This is a genomic window from Bifidobacteriaceae bacterium (assembly GCA_031281585.1).
GTDB lineage: Bacteria > Actinomycetota > Actinomycetes > Actinomycetales > WQXJ01 > JAIRTF01.
The window spans coordinates 11,015-29,462 of record JAITFE010000048.1 but is presented as its reverse complement, the minus strand read 5'-3'; the positions used below and the strand labels follow the sequence as shown (position 1 = coordinate 29,462).

Here is an 18,448-nt window from a genome sequence, read left to right as displayed (position 1 = left end):
GTGCCTTTCTTTCCTCGGGATCTTGCGATGTTCACACAAGCATTATCCCAGGTCAGAAAGGCATCTCCCCGTTAAACACGCCGCGCAGACGCAAACCTGATCGACGGATCGAGGCTTAGGCGGCTCGTCCGCCCGGTCCGCGTCAGGGAGCGCGGCGGGTCGGCGCGCGGCCGTAGATTCGGATCGTGAGTCTGGACTCGGAAGCGGCCGCCGGGGCAGTGCGCTCAGGCGATGACCCAGACGAGCGCGCCCTAGCGGGGTCGCCACCGTCGCTCACGCGCATGAGAGCCGGGAACCGGGTGAAATGCGGCCCCGCCGCAGGCGCTCCCGGGGCGCGCCGGCCGGTTCCCCTCCGGCGGCCCGCCACGGCGTTGCACGTTTCTGGATAGTCCAGCGGCCGAGTGCGGAGTGCCCCTTGCCCTCCCTCGCCGTCACGTCGTCCGCATGTGGTGATGCGTTGTGCGCTTTGCTCGATGCCTTGTGACCCGTGCTGGGCTGCGCGGTCCGTTTGGGTCGCCGCCCTCAGCGTTTCCTTTCAAGGGGGTCTCGTTTGCAGCGAGGTGTGCCATGCGCGCCCGCCGTGCCGGCTACCTGCTCCACTACTCGGCTAGTTCGACTTTCCAGTTGGCCTCCTGAAGCTTGAGGTCCAGGGCGCGCAACTCCTGCGCCACGGCGTCCGCCTGGCCGCGCAAGGCGGGTACGTCGAGGGCGGACACGGTCATGAGCTCCGACCGCAGTTGGCGGCCCCAGCCGTGGGCGCCGGCCCGCGAGGCCGCGTCGGCCGCCTTCACCAAGGTCGAGTGCCGCATGCGCAGCGCGTCGCGGCGGGCGATGGCGGCCGTCAGCGTGACGCCGCCGTCCAAGGTGGCGATGGCGTTGGTTTGGTTGATGCGACGCATCAACCCTTCCAGCGTCGTCACGGTGGCGTCCGCCTCCCGCAGCAGAGTGGCGGGGTCTTCAGCGGGGATCTCGCCCTCCTGGAAGGTCGCGTTGTCGGAAATGCGGGAACGCAATTGCTCAAGTTTGCGCGCGGCGTCGCTCCGCTGCGCCAGCGCTTCGGCCAGTTTCATGTCGGTCTCCTCAAATGGCGGCTCTGGGGTGGGGCGCCAACGTCCGGAAGGTTAGCCCATCCGAACTCTGGCTTGTCAACCCCTCCCAAGGGTGGAGCCAACCAGGTCGCGGCGGACTTGACACCCCAGAGGAGAGCCGTGCTACCTTCCTCCGCTTGTGACACGACGGACGCCGCGCCTGCCCCCGTGGTTGCGAGACCTCCTGCCGCCGCCGCGCTGGCCGACCCGCCTGGCCCACCACGGCGAGGGCTTCGTGGCGGTTGGCCCGGACGGCACCGCGACGCCGCTGGGCCCCGACTTGGAGGACGCCTACGATGCCGTCTGCGGAGACCCCGCGGACGTCGCGTTCGACCCCAGCGTGTTCCAGCACCTGCCCGAAGGTGCCCACAGTTTCCTGGGCTCGTCGATCGGCGTCCCCACGCAAGATGGGTCTGGCTCCGTCCGCCTGCTGCTGGCCCACACCGACGAGGACCGCCTGCGCTCGCTGGAGGACGCTTGGGACGACTTCTTGGATGCCGACGCCGCCTGGCGGCCCAACCCGGCGGACTTCTACAACTCATGGACCTGGCTCGACCGCCACCCGGCGTTCTGGATCCGGTCCGTCCGGACTCTGCCGGGCGACGAGGACTGGGACCACGACCGCCTCTGGCGCTGGGAGACGAGCGGCTACTGCGCCAAGATCTACCTGGTGCCCTTCCGGGACGACGACGGCCAAGTCGTGGTCTCGTTGGAGGCCGGCGGGCGAGTTCGCACCGAGCAGCGGCACATCGCGGTCGACGGAGAACGCCAGTGGGTCACCCTTCTGAACACCTACTGGACGCACTTCCACGACTACCGCCTTGACACGCAGGCGCCCACGTACGAGGACGGCATCGTCCACCTGGCAGGCCTGGTCGACCGGTTCTTCGACACGGAGGGCAACGAGCGGCCCGGCGTGGACCACGAGGTGCCTCAGTGGGTGGCGGAGCTAGAGAGCCGAATCGCCGACCGGCCCCACGATAAGGCCCCGCCCGAAGTCGACCTCTACCGGCCGCACCTGTAGCGGCCAAGCCGCCGATCTGCCAGTGCCAATACTCGGCGCCTCAGCCGCCAACACGGGCGATCGCGTCTGGCGCCGGCCACAGCTAGATCAGGCAGAAGTCGACGATGCCGTCGGCAACGTCACCGAAGCCACCCCGGTTCGGCTCAGGCATGGTCGGCGGCTGGTCCTCACGCATTCTTGGGGAGGCGAGCCGGCGTGTGGGAGGCTTGCGAGATGGTTCACCAGCACGGGCGCGACATCAGGTTCGACGGCCGCGGGTACGACAAAGGCGTGCGGGGCCGGGTGGCGCGGCACTTTTATGGGCTTGTGGAACGCAGCGTCGCGCTTCGGCCCGGTGACAACGTCCTGGACGTGGGCTGTGGGACGGGCGCTCTGCTGCGCCGCCTCGCGGACCGCTTCGGGGTGGTGGGGCACGGCGTCGACATCGAGCCGGCCATGCTCGCGGTGGCGAAACGAACCTGCCCGGACATGGAGCTGCGGCTGGCCGGAGGCGACAGCATGCCGTTCGAGGACGGCGTGTTCAATGCCGTCGTCACCTGTTTGGCCTACCACCACTTTTCAGACAAGGTCGGATTCGCCCGCGAGGCCGCTCGCGTCCTGCGTCCGGGCGGCGCCGTGTACGTGATCGACGTGCGGCCGCCGGGGCCGGCGCGTTCCGCGCTGAACGCGCTCGCCGCGCACAGAGGAGTAGTCCTCGGTTTCACCGATCCCAAGGGGATCTTCTTGGATTTCGCGCGCGCGGGGTTCCTGCCCTGGGCGTGCCGCGAAACGCCGTTCGCCCAGGCCGTGGCGTTGAGACTGCCAGGACCGGGACGCGGCGTCAAGCGGGCTTGACGTTGTTGGACGGCGGCGCTCCGCCAGCGGCGGCCGCTTTGGATCCGCAATGCGGGCACGGCGCGCGCCAGGCCACGATCAGGGCGGTCCGGCCGCGCCGGCATACCTCACGAACTGAGTCCGCCCAGCAGCGCGCGAATCAAGCCGGAGTACTCGTCGCTCTTCGGCAGATCCCGCTCCACCTGTAGCCGCAATCTGGTTGTCTGAACGCGCGCCCCCGTCAACGGGTTGAGGCCGCTGTGCGGCCGGCGCTCCCACCACAACCCCGCCCCCCGCTTCATCCAGGCGGGCAGATCGTTGTAGTTCGTCCCGTGGGCGAACAACAATTCGTGCTTTTCGGGAGTGGTCAACCCCGCCAGTTTTGATGTCGCCGTGCGGGCGGACAATCCGTCGTCCCGAAGCATCCAGTAGCAGTGGGAGTTCAACGCGTTGCGGGCCGCGTCCTCGGCCCGCCAGCGGAAGTACTCCACCACGTCCTCGACGCGGGTCGGCGTGGACAGGCGACAGTCGAAAGCGGCCGGGCGCCCAACCAGCCCGGCGAAACAAGCGCTCGCCTCTCCCGCCAGCACAGATACCAGCTTCTCGACCCGCCGGCTGAACGAATCGTCTTGGGGATGGAGCAGCAGGGACACCTCGTCGGATTGCGTGTACCCGTAGGCCACCTTCAGGCCCGTCCGCATCAGGTGTTCGGACGTCGCGACCATCCAGTTGAAGAAACGCAAGTCGTACGGGCGCTCCAAGGCGAGTTCGCCCTTTGTGAGCTTGGTAAACCCCCGCCCGTCCAGCCGCGCGACTATGAACAGGCCGGGCTGCACGCGGTGTTCATTCGCGGCCTCGAAGGGCCGCATCCGAGCTTCCAATTCGCCGAAATGCGTCACAGGTCACCCACCGTTCGGTAAGCCGATCAGCGCACGGGCCTCGCCCCAGCGCCCGCGCACGTCTCCAACTGCCGCGATCAACATGGCAACCAGCCTAGAGACCGCCGCCAGCCTTCGGGCGCTCGGCGTGCTCTGCTGGCGGCGCTGGGCGGCTGCGAAGCGAGGCGGACGGCATCGGCCGTGGTTCGCGGGCCGTGTTCCACAGCGCGACTCTCCGCGCAACCGGTGCCGCTGGGTGCCCCGACGCTCAAAGCGCCGTCCCCGATGTCGGAACGAACAGCGTGCTCATATCCACGCCCTCCAACTCGAGGAGCCTTGTCTTGGTTCCGATCCCGCCCGCGTAGCCGGTCAGGCTTCCGCTCGCGCCGACCACGCGGTGGCACGGGATGACGATCGAGACGGGGTTGTGCCCCACCGCGCCGCCAACGGCTCTGGCCGACACCCGGCGCGACCACCTGTCGGCCAACTGGCGGGCCAGCGCGCCGTAGGTGGTGGTCTGCCCGTGCGGGATCCCCAGGAGCAGTTGCCAAACCGCCTGCCGGAAATCCGCGCCGGCCGGGGCAAGGCGGAAGGCGAGTTGCGGGCGCTCGCCGCGCCAGTACGCGTCCAGCCACTCGCCCAACCGGAGCAACTCCGGTTGGGCGTCTCCAACGGGAAGCTCGTCGGCCTGCGGGAAATACCGCTGCCCCACGAACCAGAGGCCCGTCACGCCGTCCTCGCCGGCAGTCCCCAGCAACCGTCCCAGCGGGGAGTCGTAGTACGTCTTGCAGGTCGTCATTACAATGACCTCCAAAGGTTCAAGGCCGCATATGACCGCCAAGGCCTCCAGGCCTCGGCGAGTTCCAGGATCCGTCCCGGCGCCGGGTATTCGTCCAGGCCGAGGCCGCGCTTGAGCGCCAGCTTGATCCCGAAGTCGGAGTGCGGGAAGGCGTCCGGCCAAGCAAGCGCCCGCACGGCGATGCAATTGGCGGTCCAAGTGCCAACGCCGGGAACTTGCGAAAGTTGGCGCATGACCTGTTCGGCGTCCGCCGCCGGGTCGCAATCGAGGTTGAACAGCGCGCGGATCCGCCCGAGGACCTGCGGCAGCACAGGCAGGAGCGAAACCGCCACGTTCACACGCAATGCCGCTTCGCCAGGGCATTCGCACACCTCCACCCAGCCTGAGTGGGACAGGCCCTCGCGCTCCAGGCGGACGGCCCGCCGGTACCGCCCGGAGAAGGCCTCGTTGAAGCGCCTGACGCTGCCGAACCCGGCGGTGAGGGCGATGGTCGCGATGGGAAGGCCGGCGTCGGTGAGGCGACCTTTTGCCAGCAGAAGCGGTGCCGCCTGGGCGAAGCGGACCGGGGACACGCCGTATTCGGCGATGAAGACCCGCCCGTCGAGGCGCGCGTCATGGGCGACGAACGCCGAATGGCAAGCCGCGCGGTCCTCCCAAAGTGGCCCCACGCCGCTAGCCTATTCATTCCGTCCGCGCCACGTCGGCGGTTTTCTGACATGCCCCCTGTCTGGCCCTGAAGCGACGTCGGCGTGGCCCGCCGGGCCGTCCGGCCGGTGTTGATTGGATCGTCTTCGGCGCGGCGTGCCGAACAACCATTACACGTGATGCTGCGCTGGTGGCCAGCGCCCTGTGACGCTTGGGGCGATTTGGCGACGGCGCTCGCGCTCACCTGAAAGCCGAGCGCTAGCCTGAGACCATGACCTCAACGGACGCCCCCAATTCCGTCGAAGCCGTCGATTGGTCGGCCCTGAAACACGCCTACGGGTCCGCCGCCGACGTTCCCGAATACCTCGCCGCGGCCATGACGGACCCGGAAGAGGTGTGGGAACTGGCGGGTTCGATCCTCCATCAGGGCAGCTTGTACACGGCCACACCGGTCGCCATGCCGTTCGTCGCCCGGCTGGCGCTCGCCCCGAACTGCGCGGGCAGAATCCAGGCGCTGCAGGTGACAAGTTGGTTCGGCCAGCAGGTGTATGAGGGCGTCGCCCTCACCGACACCCACAGCGGCCAAGCCGGGCCGGCCTTCGACCAGCGCTGCAGGCAGGCCGTGAGGCTATGCGCGGCAATCCTCGCGCCGCTGCTGAACAGCGTCGACCCGTTGTTGCGCGGCAACGCCGTCCATGCGTGCCAGTGGCTCACCGAACCCGATCCGGCCATCGCGGCGGCGCTGACAGAGGCATTCAACGTGCGGGAATGGGACATCTCCGGAGACCTCGCCGGCGCCGACGTTCATGTCGCCGCGTTCGCCGGTCTGGCCCGCCAGGGCGCGTTGGCGCCTGAGTTGGCGGCCGCCGGTCGCGAGGACGGCGATCCGCGTGTCCGCTTCGTCGCGGCGTGGAGCCAAGTGGACGCGGGCGGCCGCGAACCGGCCGTGTTGCACGCGTTGGCGGCCTGCTGGGAGGCCATGGCCGAGGATCACGTCGAACGGTCCGGACCCGACCCGGTCGTGATGATTTCCCGAATCGGCGATCCTCTAGTTGTGGTTGAGGCGTTGGGCCGGGGGCCGGTGTCCGCAGCCGTAGGAGCCTTGGACGTGGCTCGAACCCTGTTCGAGGAGGAGCGGATCGCCCCTGAGGCTTTCGTGGAGCTGGCCCTGTCGGTGGGTCTTCGGCCAGAACTGGCGCTCAAGAACACCGCCGGAACCCAGCTGACCCAGGTCGGGGAGACGCAAGCCGCAGGTGAAGTGTGGGACACAATCGACGTGCCCAAGAAGGGCAAGCTGGACAAGGACGAGCTTTCCGCGCTCGTCAACCTGATTCAGAACGGCGCCGCCCCTGCGCGCTGGCTTGAGCCGCTCCTGGGGCATCTGGAGTCGGTGCCGCGGCCGGCCGTCGACCGGGTAGAGATCGGGGACGGGGAGGTTTCTTTGGCATTCGGCTTGGAACGGGCGGGGACCCCGATGCTTCCGCCGCTGCGGGACGAGGCGCTCCGCCAGCTACGCAGCGCCCGGCGCAAGAAGGGTCAGTCGGGCGGGGGATTGGATTGGTCAAGGCTGATCAGTTCTTGGCGGCGATGAAGCGGCGGCAGTTCTAGAGGCGGCCGGCCATTCGGGAGATTTCCGGATCGCTTCGGTCGCGAGTGCAACCTTCGGGTTCTTCGTGATCCGCTGGTGGATCACGATGCGGTTCTTGCTTGCACTGGCGCTCCGAGAGTCCCGGAAACGCTCGGCTCTCCGGCAGCGGAACCGGCCTTTGGGACCGCGCCATGGGGCGGGCCGCAGAATCCCGCCCTCGTGTTAGCATCGCCAGCGGATCGCCGGTCTGGCGGGTCGCGGTCACGAAAGGGGAGCTATGACCATGGACAAACGGCAGCGTCTGCGGCTAGGCGGCATTGGACTTGCCTTGGCAGCGCTTGCGTTGGTCGGGGGCGGCCTGCTGTCCCATTCGGCAACGGGTTGGGCGCGCCAAGCGGCCGTCGCCCTGATATGGATCGGTTTCGTGGCCGCACGCCCAATCGCCCAGCACATGACCGACGGCCGCGAGTAGGCGGCCCTCCCCAGGCCGTCGCCACGCGTCCGCTCACCCGCCGCCGACCTCCAGGCAGAGTTCCGCCACCTGGTCAGCCAGGTACTGGGCCCGCAGCAACCCGCCCGCCGAGGGTCCGTTCTCAATCCCTCGCGCCGCCGCCCCCAGCGTGGTCAGCCCCAAGTCTTCGCACAGCACGGCCAACCTGTCCCGCCGCGCCCGCTGCGCCGGGCTGAGTTGCGCCCGACCGGTCGCGGCGACTTCCACCACCAGGTCCTTTACCTGGTCGCACACCACCGCCACCGCCGGCCTGACCACCAGCGGCACCGCCCCGCCGCGCCGCCGCCTCATCAACGCCAGGGCCGCCCGCGCGGGGGACTTGCCTTTGCCGGGCGCCGCGAAATCAAGCGCCACCAGCTTGGCCGCGCCGCCCTTCTGCCGTTCGAACACGCTCACCGGCTCCCACCGCGTCTCGATTCGTCGAGCCAGCACGTGGGTCACCGGCCGCCCGGCCGCCGCCAGCGCCAGCACCATGTCGATCCGCTTTTCCGAGGCCGCGTCCACCGGTTGCGTCAGCACCGCCCGTCCATCTCCGCCCGCCAATTCCAGCGGCCAAACAAGCTCCTGACCGGGTTCGTCGATCACCGGTGCGCCCGCGCCGCGCACCGCCAACAGCGCCACCGTCCAGCCCCGCGCCGCCAGACCTCTTTCCCGGTCCTCGCCGTCAAGCCTTTGCACGATGCCGTTCAGGCCCTCCACGCTCCAGCCCCCCGCTTCCGCCGGGGTCGCCCGCCCGGTGGTGGACAGGCCGCCGTCTGCCGCCAGACGCGGGTCGTGGACTTCAAACGGACCGGCGAGCAGCCGGTCGAGCGGGACCCCCCAAAAGTCCGCGCAGTCAAGTCCGCGCCGGAAACGGGGATCGGTCCCGGCTGGACGCGCCGCCACCGCCGCGCGGATTTCCCCCTCTTTGGCGTCCCACGTGAACAGTGTGATTCCCCGCGCCCCGGAAGGGTTCTCCCACCAGGCCGCGCCCAAGGGCAGAAGCGTCAACGACTCGCCGGCTTCCTCGAAGGAACGCCTGGCCTTCCCCTGCAGAAGCTGCCAGCGTTCGGGTCCGGCGGCGTCCAAGGCCGTGCTCAAGGCCCACAGGCGGGCCAGGCTGGAAGCCAGTTCCGGTTCGGCCACCTGGTCCGAACGCGCCGCGAAATCCCTGATCAGACCAGCGGTCGAGCCCAAATGCCGAGCCAACAAAGCCAAGCCGGCGGTCCGCGCCGCAGCCGCGAGGTCGGCCAAAGCCTCCGCAGACTGCCCTCCCAGGTGCGACAGCCCGGTACTGGTCAACCGCGCGACCTGTTGGCGCACGTCTTTAGTGACAGCGCGAGTCGCCGGCGTTGGCCCAGTCTGCGGTTGCCGGCCGCGAGCCGAATCGCGGCCGGACGTGGCGCCAGGCGGAATGGAAGTGCTTGCCCGGCCGCGCGCCAGGGGCTGAGGCGCCGTGCTGGGAATGCCGCCCGGTCCGGCTGGGGTTTGCCCGTCCGGGCAGGCCGCCCAGTCGGCGGGGGCCGTCGCGCGCAGCGCCATTGACGCGGCGAGGACGTGAACGCAGATTCCGGCGGCCGGGCACGGGCATCGGGCGGCTTCGGGTCCCCGCTCGCTCAATTCGACGGCGAATTCCCCTACCAGCGCGCGGGCCCCGCCGTTCTCCAGCGTGACGCTTCCCGCCAACTTGGCCGCCCGGCGAACCAGCCCCGGATTCGCCAGGGCGACCAGGGCGGCGTCTTCCAAACCCCAGTACCCGGCCGCCCAACGCGCCGAATCGCTCACCGGGTCACCTCTGCCACCCGGTCGGCTCCGCGTGTCGGGTCCAGTTTGGCCCGCCCCGCCGATGCCGTGTACCCCAACCGTCGGCGCGTCGCTGCCCGCGCCGCCCAATTGCTCACCCGATCACCTCCGCCAGCCAATCCGCCAACCGGTCTGGGGTCAGCGCCGCTATTTCCATGCCGCGTTCGGCCAGGAGCCGGCCAACGTGGGGATCGAAGGAGGCCTCCGCCTGATCGTCCAACGCCCCCAAACCCAGCAGCACCACGCCGGCCCCGCGCAGTCTGCTCACCGCCGCCAGCAACCCCGACACGGAGCCGCCCTCTTCGAAATCGCTGATCAGCACCAACACGGTTCGCTTCGGGGTGCGCACCAGGGTCTCGCAGTAGCGCACCGCCCGGGCGATGTCCGTGCCGCCGCCCAGTTGAACGGTCATGAGCACTCCCACCGGGTCGGCCGCCTGAGCAGTCAAGTCCACCACGGAGGTGTCGAACACCACCAGCCGGACGGCGATCCCCGGCAGCGCCGCGAGGATCGACGCGCACACCGCACCGTACAGCACCGATGACGCCATCGACCCGCTCTGGTCCAGACAGAGAATCACGTCCCACTCGAGTTCCCGCCGCGACCGGGCGTTGAAACGCAGTTGGTCCACCAGGAGCCGCCGCCGTTCCACGTCGTAATGCGCCAGGTTGGCCTGGATGGTGGCCCGCCAATCCAAATCGGCGGCGCGCGCCCTGGGCGAGCGGGCGAACCGATTCCGGCGCCCGCTGAGAGCCGCCGCGAACCGCGTCTTCAAACGCGCGGCGATTTCCTCGGCCACCCTGGCGATAACCGTCCGCAGCCCCTCTTCGAGCTTCGCGTCCAAACGCCCCCGCACCGCCAGCAGCGCGGCGCCCAGCGCCGGGCTCGGCTCCAACGAAGCCGCCGTCGCGGGGTCTGCCAGCAACTCCGTCATGCCGTACCGTTCCACCGCCTGGGCCTGCAGCCGCTCGAACGCGGACTTCGGGAAGAGCCGCCGGGTCCGTTCCAGCCACGAGATGGCCGTCAACGCACTGGGGTCGCGGCCGCCGCCGTCGCCTTTTTCGTGCCCGCTTAGCCGGTGTCCCCGCTCGGTGTATTCCTTGTCGAAGAGGTACGCCAAAACGCCGTCAAGCTCAAGGTCAGCCGGGTTCAGGGCGCCGCCTGCCGGCAACGCCCGATCCGCGTAGCGTCCCAGCACCAGCCGCCACCGCCTCGCGCTCATCCGTTCGACCAGCCTCTCGGCGCGTTCTCAGCGGGCGTCTCACGCGCAGCGAGCGAGTGGTGCGCGCGGCGCTCCGCAGCCGTTCGCGCGCTCATTGCCCCGCCCAATCCGTCAGCCCGTCAGCCGCTAGTTCGTGGCGCAGCATCAGTTCGACGGCCGTCCCCAGCGCCAAGTCCGCTTCCGTCACGTCGGCCGCCTCTTGCCCAAGGCCCCACCCGCCGGCCCCGCCCGGTCCCGCCGCCACCCGAGCCGCCAGCGCGGCGGTTTCACGGGGGCGCAGCCGGGCGAACGCGCCCCGCAGTTCCGGCAAGAAGCCCAAGAAATCGCGCTCGTCAAGGGCGTCCAGCGCCTGGTCCACCACTTGGAACAATTCCGGCGTGTGCAACACCAGGTCCGGCGCGGCCCGCATCAGCCCTTGGAAGAACCGCATGGCCAAGGCCGGGTCGGATCCGGGCGCGAACAGCCCACGCAGCTTCCCCGCCAACGCGGCGTCTGCCACCGCTCCCTCCGTCACCCCAAGCGCCATCAGGGCGCCCAACAGGCCGGGGCCAACGTCTTGCGCGGCCCGCAGCCGCGCGAAGGCCCCGCGCAGCAACTCGGCAAGCCTCTGGTCTTCCAGCTTTCCCACCAATTCGTGGACGCCGACCAGCGCCTCCACCGCTTCCGCTTCCCGGTCCTCCCGCGCAGAACCCAGCTGCGACAACAGGTACACCAGCTGGGGCACGGCACGGGCCGCCAGGGCCTCCAGCCGCTCCGGTTCCGCCAAGTCGAGCAGTTCAGCCGCCCGGCACAGCCCCATCAACCGCCGCGCGGCCGCCAACACCGAGCCCAAGTCCGAATCCTGGTCGATCACCCGTTCCAGCAATTCCTCAAGCGGCGCGAGATCGTTCTCCAAGCCGATCAGGGCAGCCTGCGCCACCACCTCCGCGACCGCGCCCGCCGAGGGCCGCGCCTCGCCGCCTGCCAACCCCGATCCTGCCATCCCGCCACCGAGCGCCCGCCGCCCGGCCCCGTCTTCGCCGGGTCCTGCGGGGGCGTCCCAGAACCCCAGTCCGCCGGACTGGCCGTCCGGCGTGGCGGGCGCGGGCCCAAGTTGGGCGCGAAGGCGACGCCGGGCGGCGTCGGCCAAAGTGGCACCCTCCCGCGCCAAACTGGCCAAGGCCGCTTCCACCATTGGCGTCCACGTGTATTCCCACTGCTCGCGGGCGCGGGCGAGCGAGACGCCGGCCACGTAGTCGGGGCCGGACAGGCGCCGGGCGAAGCCAACGTCGAGGAAAGCCATGAGCCAGAGGAACCGGCTGCGGCGCCGCCCGCGGGCGGATCCCCGCACATCCAAGGTGGTGGTGCGGGGGCTCGGCGCGCTGAGGTCGAAGCGCAGAGCCTTGGCCGCTGCGCGGGCTTCCGCCACCAACGGCGGGGCCGGCGCCTCAGGCGGCACCCGGCCTTGTTTGTCCCCGCCGAACACCTCTTGGACGGCGCGCCGAAGAGCCGCGCCCGGGTCGCCAGCGGCGAAGCAGGAGGTGCAGGCGTCCAGCAGGTCGGCCCTCCCGGGCCGCCGGTGGCCGCGCAAGGCGGCCAGACGCTCGGCGTGCAAGGTGGCCTCCATCACCTGGGCCACGCTGATCGACTCGCTGGTCCGGGCCTCGGCGACGCGCTGGGCCACGCTCGCCAGGCATTCGGCGGCCAAGCGCTCGCCGCCCGCGGGCGCGTCCCACTGGCGCTGGCGGTAGCCGGGCGAGGAAATGCCCGCGCCATACCCAGTCTGCGAGGCCAGTTGATCCAGGCTGTACCTGATCAACCACGCCTCGCCGGCCGCCTCAGCTTGGCGGACGGTCAACTCGGCCGAGTGAGCCCCGGCGAGCCCCGGCCCCAGGGACTCGACCAGAGCGAGGGTGTGGAACGCGCCGGTCACAACCACAATCGGGCCGGTGACCGACCCCCGCCAGCGGCGGATGTGTCCCGCCATGACCTCCTCCCGCGCGGCCGAGCCTTCCGCCTCTAACACCTCCGGCTCATAATCCAGCCGGGCCAGGGCGCTCCACGCGAACACATCCCGCAGCAGCTCCGGCCAATCAGCCTCCGGGCCGCGCAACTCAAACAGGTGGTCCCAGAGCTCGTCGTGGTCGCGGCAGTGCTCGCGCCGCGCCAATTCGGCCAAGGTTTGGCTTTCTGCGAAGTAGCGCTCGCCCCGAAGAAGGGCTACGCCCGCGTCGCCGTGACCATCCCCAAATCCGTCACCATCCCCGAGCCCGGCCCAATCAGGCTCCGGCTGGCGGTCTATGAAGGCCACCCGCGCGCCGAGGGCGGACGCCTCGCGCAGCGCCACCCATTCCGGGGAGAAGTCAGCCAGAGGGTAGAACAGCCCCGACCGTTGGTCCCCGGCCCGCACGGCCAGGGTCAAGATGGCCACCGGCGGCTCGGTCGCCGGGCTGGTCAGCAGCGGCAGCAACGCGTTGAACTGGGCGGGGCCCTCGATCAAAACCGCGTCTGGCTTCACCGTCTCGATCAAAGCCCTGGCCGCGGCGGCACACGCCGGGGAATGGTGGCGGATGGGCACAAAGTGAACGCCCGCGCCCTGAAGCTCCGCCAACAGGGCAAAAGCCCGTTCCAGGCGCGGCGGGACGCCCGCCAATCCGGTCCGCCCCGTCGACGGCGGCGGGCCCGCCGTCGACGGCACCGCGCGCTGAGGAGCCGCCGTCATCTGCGGCGTTCCGTTCTCATCCCCGCGGGGAGCGGCGCTTGCCCTGCGCCGTAGGGTGTCCGGGGGCACGCCCCTCCCGTCTCCGCTGGGAGCGGCGCTTGCCCTGCGCCGCAAGGTGGCGACGGGCACGCCGTTCTCGTCCCCGGCGGGAGCGGCGGTTTCCCGGCGCCGTTGCCTAACTGCTTGGCTCCCGGCGGCGGTGCCGGGGTGCGGTGGTGCTGGTGGTCTTGGGTCGGCATCGGGCAAGCTGTCTCAACGCCACGTCTTGGCGGCGGCCTGGAAATCCTTCCAGGCGCGGCTGCGGCGGGCGCGTTCCCGCACCACCGTGTCCAGGTAAAAGTCCAGGCGGGCGGCGTCCTCCTGGTTGTCCTTGAGGGCCGCGCCCAACAACTGGCGGGCCATGCCGCCGGCCGTCACCTTGCCGTCGCCCAGGTAGCGGGCCTCCAAGGCGGCGCCCACGGCCACGTTGACCGCCTCGGCGGTGGACATGGCCGTTTCGGGGCGTTTGATGACCGCGCCCTCCGCCGTGGTCCCGGACCGCAGGTCGCGGAACGCGGTGACCAGCAACTCCAGCACGTCGCGGTCAATCTTGACGTCGCGGCGCCGGTCTCCCAGCTCCGCGTCGACCTGTTGGGAGACCAACTGGACCTCGAACGCCGGGTCGGCGATCGGGTTGACGGCCTCGAAGTTGAACCGGCGCTTCAACGCCGCGGACATTTCGTTGACGCCGCGGTCCCGGAGGTTCGCGGTGGCTATCACGTTGAACCCAGGCTTGGCCGCCACCCGCGCGTCCGATCCGAGTTCGGGGATCATCAACTGCTTCTCCGACAAGATGGACACCATGGTGTCCTGGATTTCCGGGGCCGCGCGGGTGATCTCCTCGAACCGGGCCACCGCGCCCAACTCCATCGCCTGGCAGATCGGGGACGGCACCAGCGAGCGCCGCGACGGCCCCTCCGCCAGCAGTAACGCGTAGTTCCACGAGTAGCGGATGTGGTCCTCCGTGGTTCCGGCGGTCCCCTGGACGGTCAGGTTCGAGTTCCCGCTGACCGCCGCGGAGAGCAGCTCCGACAGCATGGACTTGGCTGTGCCGGGCGGCCCCGCCAGCATCAGGCCCTGACGCCCCAACAACGTCACCACGCAACGGTCCACCAACGGGTCGTCGCCGTAGAATTTGCGCGTCACGCCCACACCCTCATGTCCGATGACGAAAGCCCGGACCGCGCGCGCCGACAGCTTCCAGCCCGGCGGCAGTTCCTCGCCCCGGTCTTGGTCCCATTGCCGCAGGCGGCTCAGTTCGTCCTGGTATTTGACCTCGGCCGGCAGGCGGAGGGCGTCGCCGCGGGATGGGGCCGCGTCGCCGGCCTGGGGTTCAGTAGGCACTTTTCTTCTCCCAGTCTTTGTCGTATTGGCCGGCTTCCGCTATGTGGGTGTAGTCGGCGTGGGTTTCGGCGAGGAGGACCGGCGGGATTTGGGCGAGTTTGACCGGGTCGCCGTAGGCGTCTTCGAAGCGGAGCACGGTGACCGCCGCGGGTATGAGTTCCTCTGGGAGGCCCGAGCCGGTGAAGTCGACGCAGGCCGTCAGGCCGGCCGCGGGGAACTCTTTGCGGTAAGAGGTGAACCAGCCGCCGTCTTCGGCGTCGGCTCTGGCGTAGCCGCGTTTGTTGGCGCGTCCCCGGATGGCGAACGTGTCGGAGAGCCAGCCTTTGCGGGTGTCGACTTTCTCCAGCTCTCCCAAGTCGCCTTGAAGCTGCGGGTCGGGGGCGCCGAACTGGTCGAACAGGGGCCGCACGCCGTAATCCGCCAGGTGGGCGCGCCACTGGTCGGCCTCCTCGGGGGAGACCAGGGCGCGGTGCGCCAAACGGACGGTTCCGTTGGGGGCGACCGGGACGGCATCGTCCTCCGCGTTGAGGAACTCGCCCTCCTGGGTGGGGCGGAACAACCGGGCCGGGCCGTTCCCCTCCCGGTGGACCCAGACCAGGGTGGCGACCAGGTGGCGCATGACCGGGTGGCCGGCGAGGCACTCGAGCCAGACGGCGGCGTCCCAGGCCCGCTGGGCGCACATCGCCTCGTACAGGCGGGCGGTCTGCAAGTCCACGACCTGCTTGAGTTCCTTCTTGGATGCGCCCAGCTGGGTTTTCGCCTCTTTGGCGAGGTCTTCGGCGTCCCCGGCGGCGGGTTTGGGCAGCGCAGCGATCGGTTTGCCGGCCGGGTTCGCCAACTGGACGCCGAAGGCTCCGGTCTTCGGGGAGCGGGCGATCCGGCCGGTGAAGAAACGGGGGCCGTAGTCGAGCTCCAGGACGCCGTTGTCCTCGAACGCGGCGGTCGGGATGGTCCGGTCGGCTAGCTCGTCCATGCTCCAGCCGCGCCGCAACGCGATCTCCTCCGCCAACTCCGCGGCCCTCGCCCGGACCGTGGCCTGGCGGAACTTCCGGGCTATCGACAGCACAAACTGGATCGCGGCCGGGTCCGGATTCTGCGCGGCTGCCACCACCAGCGCCTCGACCTGGGCGCGGCGCTGCGGGCAGTCCTTGATGAACCTCTGGCTGACCGCCAGCACGTGGTGGCCCGGCGCGCCGGCCGACAAGGCGAGCAGCCCCTTCTCCCCGATCGCGCTGCCCAGGAACTCCCCGGCTTTCTCCCTGCGTAGCTCCTCGAACACCTGGTCACGGGTGAGGCGCCCCTTCGCGGCGTAATACTCGTAGTCGGGGTAGCGGCGCGCGTAGGACTGGTATTCCGAGTAACGGGAATCGACCTGTTGGGCGGCGTGGTCGCGGCACGCCTGGTCGCCCGGATGGGCCGTGTCCCGCGCCACCCAGGCGTCCAACGCGAACCGGCCCAAGGCCTCCCGGCTCGGCGGGTCCAAGAGGGACAGGTAAAGGCCGAACAACCCGGCCCCGGCCGGGTCCTTCAGCTTGACGGCCAGGACCACCCACCAACGGACCACCTCCGGGGGGACGGCACCGCCGTCCCGCCACCGGCACCCGGGCAGCGCGTCCAACGGCACCCACGCCATACCCGCCGGCGGGCTCTTCGCCAACCCCTTCCCGGCCGCCGCCGTCAACGCCTCCGGCGACAGGTGCGGCGAAATGTCATCCCCCCACGCCGCCAACGCCGACAACAGCGCGGCCTGAACCGGCTCGCTCCGCTCCCTCCCCAAAGCCTCACGCAACACCGCCACCGCCGCCGGAGCCCGGCCGTCCGCCACGGTCCCGCCCCCATCCGGTTTTTCAGCCATCTCGGCCGTTTCCGGTCCGTCACCCGGGTCTGCCCCCTGGGCCGCCCCGGCCGCCGCCATTGAGCCGATCCAGCGCGCTGCCACAGTCCGGGGCTCGCCTTTCGAGGCGTTCAGGCCGCCCGCCGCGATGGCAAGCGCGTCGCCGCGTTTGGACAACAGCGCTTGCGCCTCGGCGCGCAGCGCCTTGGTTTCCGCCAATGCCAGCTTTGCCAGTTGCGGAACGAAGATCGGGGGGACTGCGGACATGGCGTCAATGACTTCCAGCGCCGCCTTGGGCTTTGAGTCGGTGGGCGGCAGAGCCAGCGCCTCTTCGAGGAGTTCGGGATTCTCCACGAAGAAGGGCCAAATGTGCTCGAGGTCGCGGCGCTTCCACCACCATAGGCTGTTCAACACTTCGGCTCCAATACGCTGGCGGGCCGATTCAAGACCGGCTTGTTCGAACGCGGCCACCAGGGCGCGCAGGTCCAGTCCCCATTGTCCGTCAGCTTGCCGACCCCGTAATTCGAAGGTGTCCAAGGCAAGGCCGTGGTCATCGGGGAAAAGCAAGAGCCGTGCTGCCACCGCCGGGCTGGGGGCGTCCACGGCGGACGCGATCACAGACGTGGGGATGCTCCGCAACTCCTGAGGCGGTTTGGGGACCTCGCCTTTCAGCCATGCGGCCACGTGAACGCACTCCTTGCGGCCGTAGCCGCAGATCTCCCTGTACTGCTTCTTATACCCGGCCCATTTGTAGTGCTCGGCCCGCTGGCGGGTCTCCTCTATCCAGGCCTCGACCGCCCGGACGAGCCGTTCCAGCAAGTCGTCCGGCGGTGGCGGGTCGTTCAAAGGCGGCAGCGGGGGCAAGTCCGGCATGGCCTGGGCGGCCTCTTGGACTTGTTCGGCCGCCGCCACGCGTTCCAAGACCTGGCGGATCGCGTCCAGGCGAGCTTTGCCCCCGCCTTTTTCCGATTGCGCCCGCAGCAGCGCGAGCCCGTCCTCGCCCCTCAAAGCGCATTCTTCCGCCAGGGACTGCACCGCCGCCGAGGGCGCCTCTTCCAGCGCTTTTTCCATCAGCCGCTCCCAGTCGGCTGAGGGCAGTTCGCGTGCTGATTCGAGCGCCGCCTCCCGGATTGTCTTCGCCTTGTCCATGATCCATTCGCCCAGAGCGGGCGTCAGCGCCGCCCGCAGTTCGGGGAAGATCCCGGTCCACCGGATGGACGCCGCGCGCTGGGCGGCCGGCAGCCTCCCCAGCAGCGCCGGGATGTCGCCTGCCACCGGCAACATGAGGCGGGCCAGTTCTTGGGCGCGCGGCTCGTCCGCGGACCGCCGCCAAGAGTTGAGCAGCGTCTCAATCCGCCAACCGTCCTCGAAGCTCAGTTTGAAAAAGGCCAGAGCGATGACGTGCGCGGACTGAGCCGGGCTGTAACCGACCGCAGTCAGCGAATCCATTTCGAAGGACGGGTACCAGGCGGACGTTTCGTTTGAGCGCTCCGCGCGGATCGTCAAGAGCGCCGCGAACCACCTGGGCACCACCGGCGGCCAGTCCGCCTGCAAGTCGGCGATCATGGGCGCGCCGATGATCTGTCCGAGCCTCACCCATTGGTCCGGCGACAGGTCTTTGTGGTTGGCGGCGAGTTCGCCCAGCTTCGCGGAGATGCGCCAGGGACGCAGCGTGTCCTCCAGGCATTCGCCGTCCGCGGCGTCCAACTTGGCGAGGTCGGCGGCGTTTTGGCCGGTCATTATGTAGGTGGTCAGCGTGTCCGCCAGGGCGGGCCGTTGTTTGCGCACGCCTTTCAGCAGTTTGGCCAGTTTTTCGGGCACCTGGGAGCGCAGCTTCCGTTTGGACAGGTTCTTGAACACCGCAGTCTTCTTTCCGCCCGGCTGGCCAAGTGAGTTCTGGGGGCTCGGCTGGCCAGGCCCGGGCGCCGATCAGGCCAACCACCGCACACTCTAGCGGCACACTCCGACACCGATCGTCAAGCAATTGCCCGATGCCGTCCGCCCGCCCCAAAGAAACCCCCTTGCGTTAGGCGCCCAAGGCGCCCGCATTTCCTGGCGGGCCGCTCGACCCAAATCATTAAGTCCCGCGCCGAGGCTCATCCCACTCTCGTCTTCGATGAGGAGTACGGCTCCCGCCTCGCCGGCCGGGGTTTGGGGATCAACGGCCTTATGCTGATAGG

13 protein-coding genes are annotated in these 18,448 nt (G+C 69.7%); 4 read left to right on the top strand and 9 right to left on the bottom strand.

Annotated elements, in window-relative coordinates:
* Nucleotides 1-599: 599 nt before the first annotated feature.
* Nucleotides 600-1,070, bottom strand: a complete 471-nt coding sequence (locus LBC97_05100; protein ID MDR2565430.1) for a DIP1984 family protein — start codon at nt 1,068-1,070, stop codon at nt 600-602.
* A 157-nt stretch (nt 1,071-1,227) separates the two neighbouring features.
* Here LBC97_05100 and LBC97_05095 point away from each other — a divergent pair, with 157 nt between their 5' ends.
* Together LBC97_05095 and LBC97_05090 are read left to right on the top strand one after the other, a co-directional pair.
* Nucleotides 1,228-2,112 (top strand): hypothetical protein, encoded by an 885-nt coding sequence (locus LBC97_05095; protein MDR2565429.1) that lies wholly within the window; start codon nt 1,228-1,230, stop codon nt 2,110-2,112.
* Nucleotides 2,113-2,325: 213 nt separating this feature from the next.
* Nucleotides 2,326-2,946, top strand: a complete 621-nt coding sequence (locus LBC97_05090; GenBank protein MDR2565428.1) for a methyltransferase domain-containing protein — start codon at nt 2,326-2,328, stop codon at nt 2,944-2,946.
* Nucleotides 2,947-3,053: 107 nt separating this feature from the next.
* Here the strand turns inward: LBC97_05090 and LBC97_05085 are convergent, their stop codons facing one another.
* The 3 genes from LBC97_05085 to LBC97_05075 all read right to left on the bottom strand — a co-directional run bounded on the left by LBC97_05085 (nt 3,054) and on the right by LBC97_05075 (nt 5,270).
* A complete protein-coding gene (locus LBC97_05085; protein ID MDR2565427.1) occupies nt 3,054-3,794 on the bottom strand; it encodes a hypothetical protein in 741 nt (246 codons plus the stop codon).
* 277 nt (nt 3,795-4,071) lie between these two features.
* On the bottom strand, nt 4,072-4,602 hold the full coding sequence (locus LBC97_05080; GenBank protein ID MDR2565426.1) for a methylated-DNA--[protein]-cysteine S-methyltransferase: 531 nt from the start codon (nt 4,600-4,602) through the stop codon (nt 4,072-4,074).
* Nucleotides 4,602-5,270: a helix-turn-helix domain-containing protein gene (locus LBC97_05075; GenBank protein ID MDR2565425.1), complete on the bottom strand. Its 669-nt coding sequence runs from the start codon at nt 5,268-5,270 to the stop codon at nt 4,602-4,604. Before LBC97_05075 ends, LBC97_05080 begins: the two co-directional genes overlap by 1 nt.
* 248 nt (nt 5,271-5,518) lie before the next feature.
* Between LBC97_05075 and LBC97_05070 the strand changes: the two genes are divergently transcribed.
* Entirely contained in the window at nt 5,519-6,838 is a 1,320-nt protein-coding gene (locus tag LBC97_05070) for a hypothetical protein (GenBank protein MDR2565424.1), read from the top strand.
* A gap of 274 nt (nt 6,839-7,112) precedes the next feature.
* A complete protein-coding gene (locus LBC97_05065; protein MDR2565423.1) occupies nt 7,113-7,307 on the top strand; it encodes a hypothetical protein in 195 nt (64 codons plus the stop codon).
* A 33-nt stretch (nt 7,308-7,340) separates the two neighbouring features.
* Here the strand turns inward: LBC97_05065 and LBC97_05060 are convergent, their stop codons facing one another.
* The 5 genes from LBC97_05060 to LBC97_05040 form a co-directional block, all read right to left on the bottom strand.
* The gene (locus tag LBC97_05060; GenBank protein MDR2565422.1) at nt 7,341-9,110 is read right to left on the bottom strand and encodes a hypothetical protein; all 1,770 of its coding nucleotides are present in this window, start codon (nt 9,108-9,110) and stop codon (nt 7,341-7,343) included.
* Nucleotides 9,111-9,222: 112 nt separating this feature from the next.
* Nucleotides 9,223-10,350 (bottom strand): VWA domain-containing protein, encoded by a 1,128-nt coding sequence (locus tag LBC97_05055; protein ID MDR2565421.1) that lies wholly within the window; start codon nt 10,348-10,350, stop codon nt 9,223-9,225.
* Between the two features lie 91 nt (nt 10,351-10,441).
* Nucleotides 10,442-13,051: a DUF5682 family protein gene (locus tag LBC97_05050; protein ID MDR2565420.1), complete on the bottom strand. Its 2,610-nt coding sequence runs from the start codon at nt 13,049-13,051 to the stop codon at nt 10,442-10,444.
* 252 nt (nt 13,052-13,303) lie between these two features.
* The gene (locus LBC97_05045) at nt 13,304-14,434 is read right to left on the bottom strand and encodes an AAA family ATPase (protein MDR2565419.1); all 1,131 of its coding nucleotides are present in this window, start codon (nt 14,432-14,434) and stop codon (nt 13,304-13,306) included.
* Nucleotides 14,424-18,128, bottom strand: a complete 3,705-nt coding sequence (locus LBC97_05040; protein ID MDR2565418.1) for a DUF4132 domain-containing protein — start codon at nt 18,126-18,128, stop codon at nt 14,424-14,426. Before LBC97_05040 ends, LBC97_05045 begins: the two co-directional genes overlap by 11 nt.
* Between the last annotated feature and the right edge of the window lie 320 nt (nt 18,129-18,448).

What these genes read in the sequence shown, in the direction of transcription:
- LBC97_05100 (MDR2565430.1), bottom strand. Translation starts at nt 1,070, where the DNA reads ATGAAACTGGCCGAAGCGCTGGCGCAGCGGAGCGACGCCGCGCGCAAA.
- LBC97_05090 (MDR2565428.1), top strand. Translation starts at nt 2,326, where the DNA reads ATGGTTCACCAGCACGGGCGCGACATCAGGTTCGACGGCCGCGGGTAC.
- LBC97_05085 (MDR2565427.1), bottom strand. Translation starts at nt 3,794, where the DNA reads ATGCGGCCCTTCGAGGCCGCGAATGAACACCGCGTGCAGCCCGGCCTG.
- LBC97_05080 (MDR2565426.1), bottom strand. Translation starts at nt 4,602, where the DNA reads ATGACGACCTGCAAGACGTACTACGACTCCCCGCTGGGACGGTTGCTG.
- LBC97_05070 (MDR2565424.1), top strand. Translation starts at nt 5,519, where the DNA reads ATGACCTCAACGGACGCCCCCAATTCCGTCGAAGCCGTCGATTGGTCG.
- LBC97_05065 (MDR2565423.1), top strand. Translation starts at nt 7,113, where the DNA reads ATGACCATGGACAAACGGCAGCGTCTGCGGCTAGGCGGCATTGGACTT.
- LBC97_05055 (MDR2565421.1), bottom strand. Translation starts at nt 10,350, where the DNA reads ATGAGCGCGAGGCGGTGGCGGCTGGTGCTGGGACGCTACGCGGATCGG.
- LBC97_05050 (MDR2565420.1), bottom strand. Translation starts at nt 13,051, where the DNA reads ATGACGGCGGCTCCTCAGCGCGCGGTGCCGTCGACGGCGGGCCCGCCG.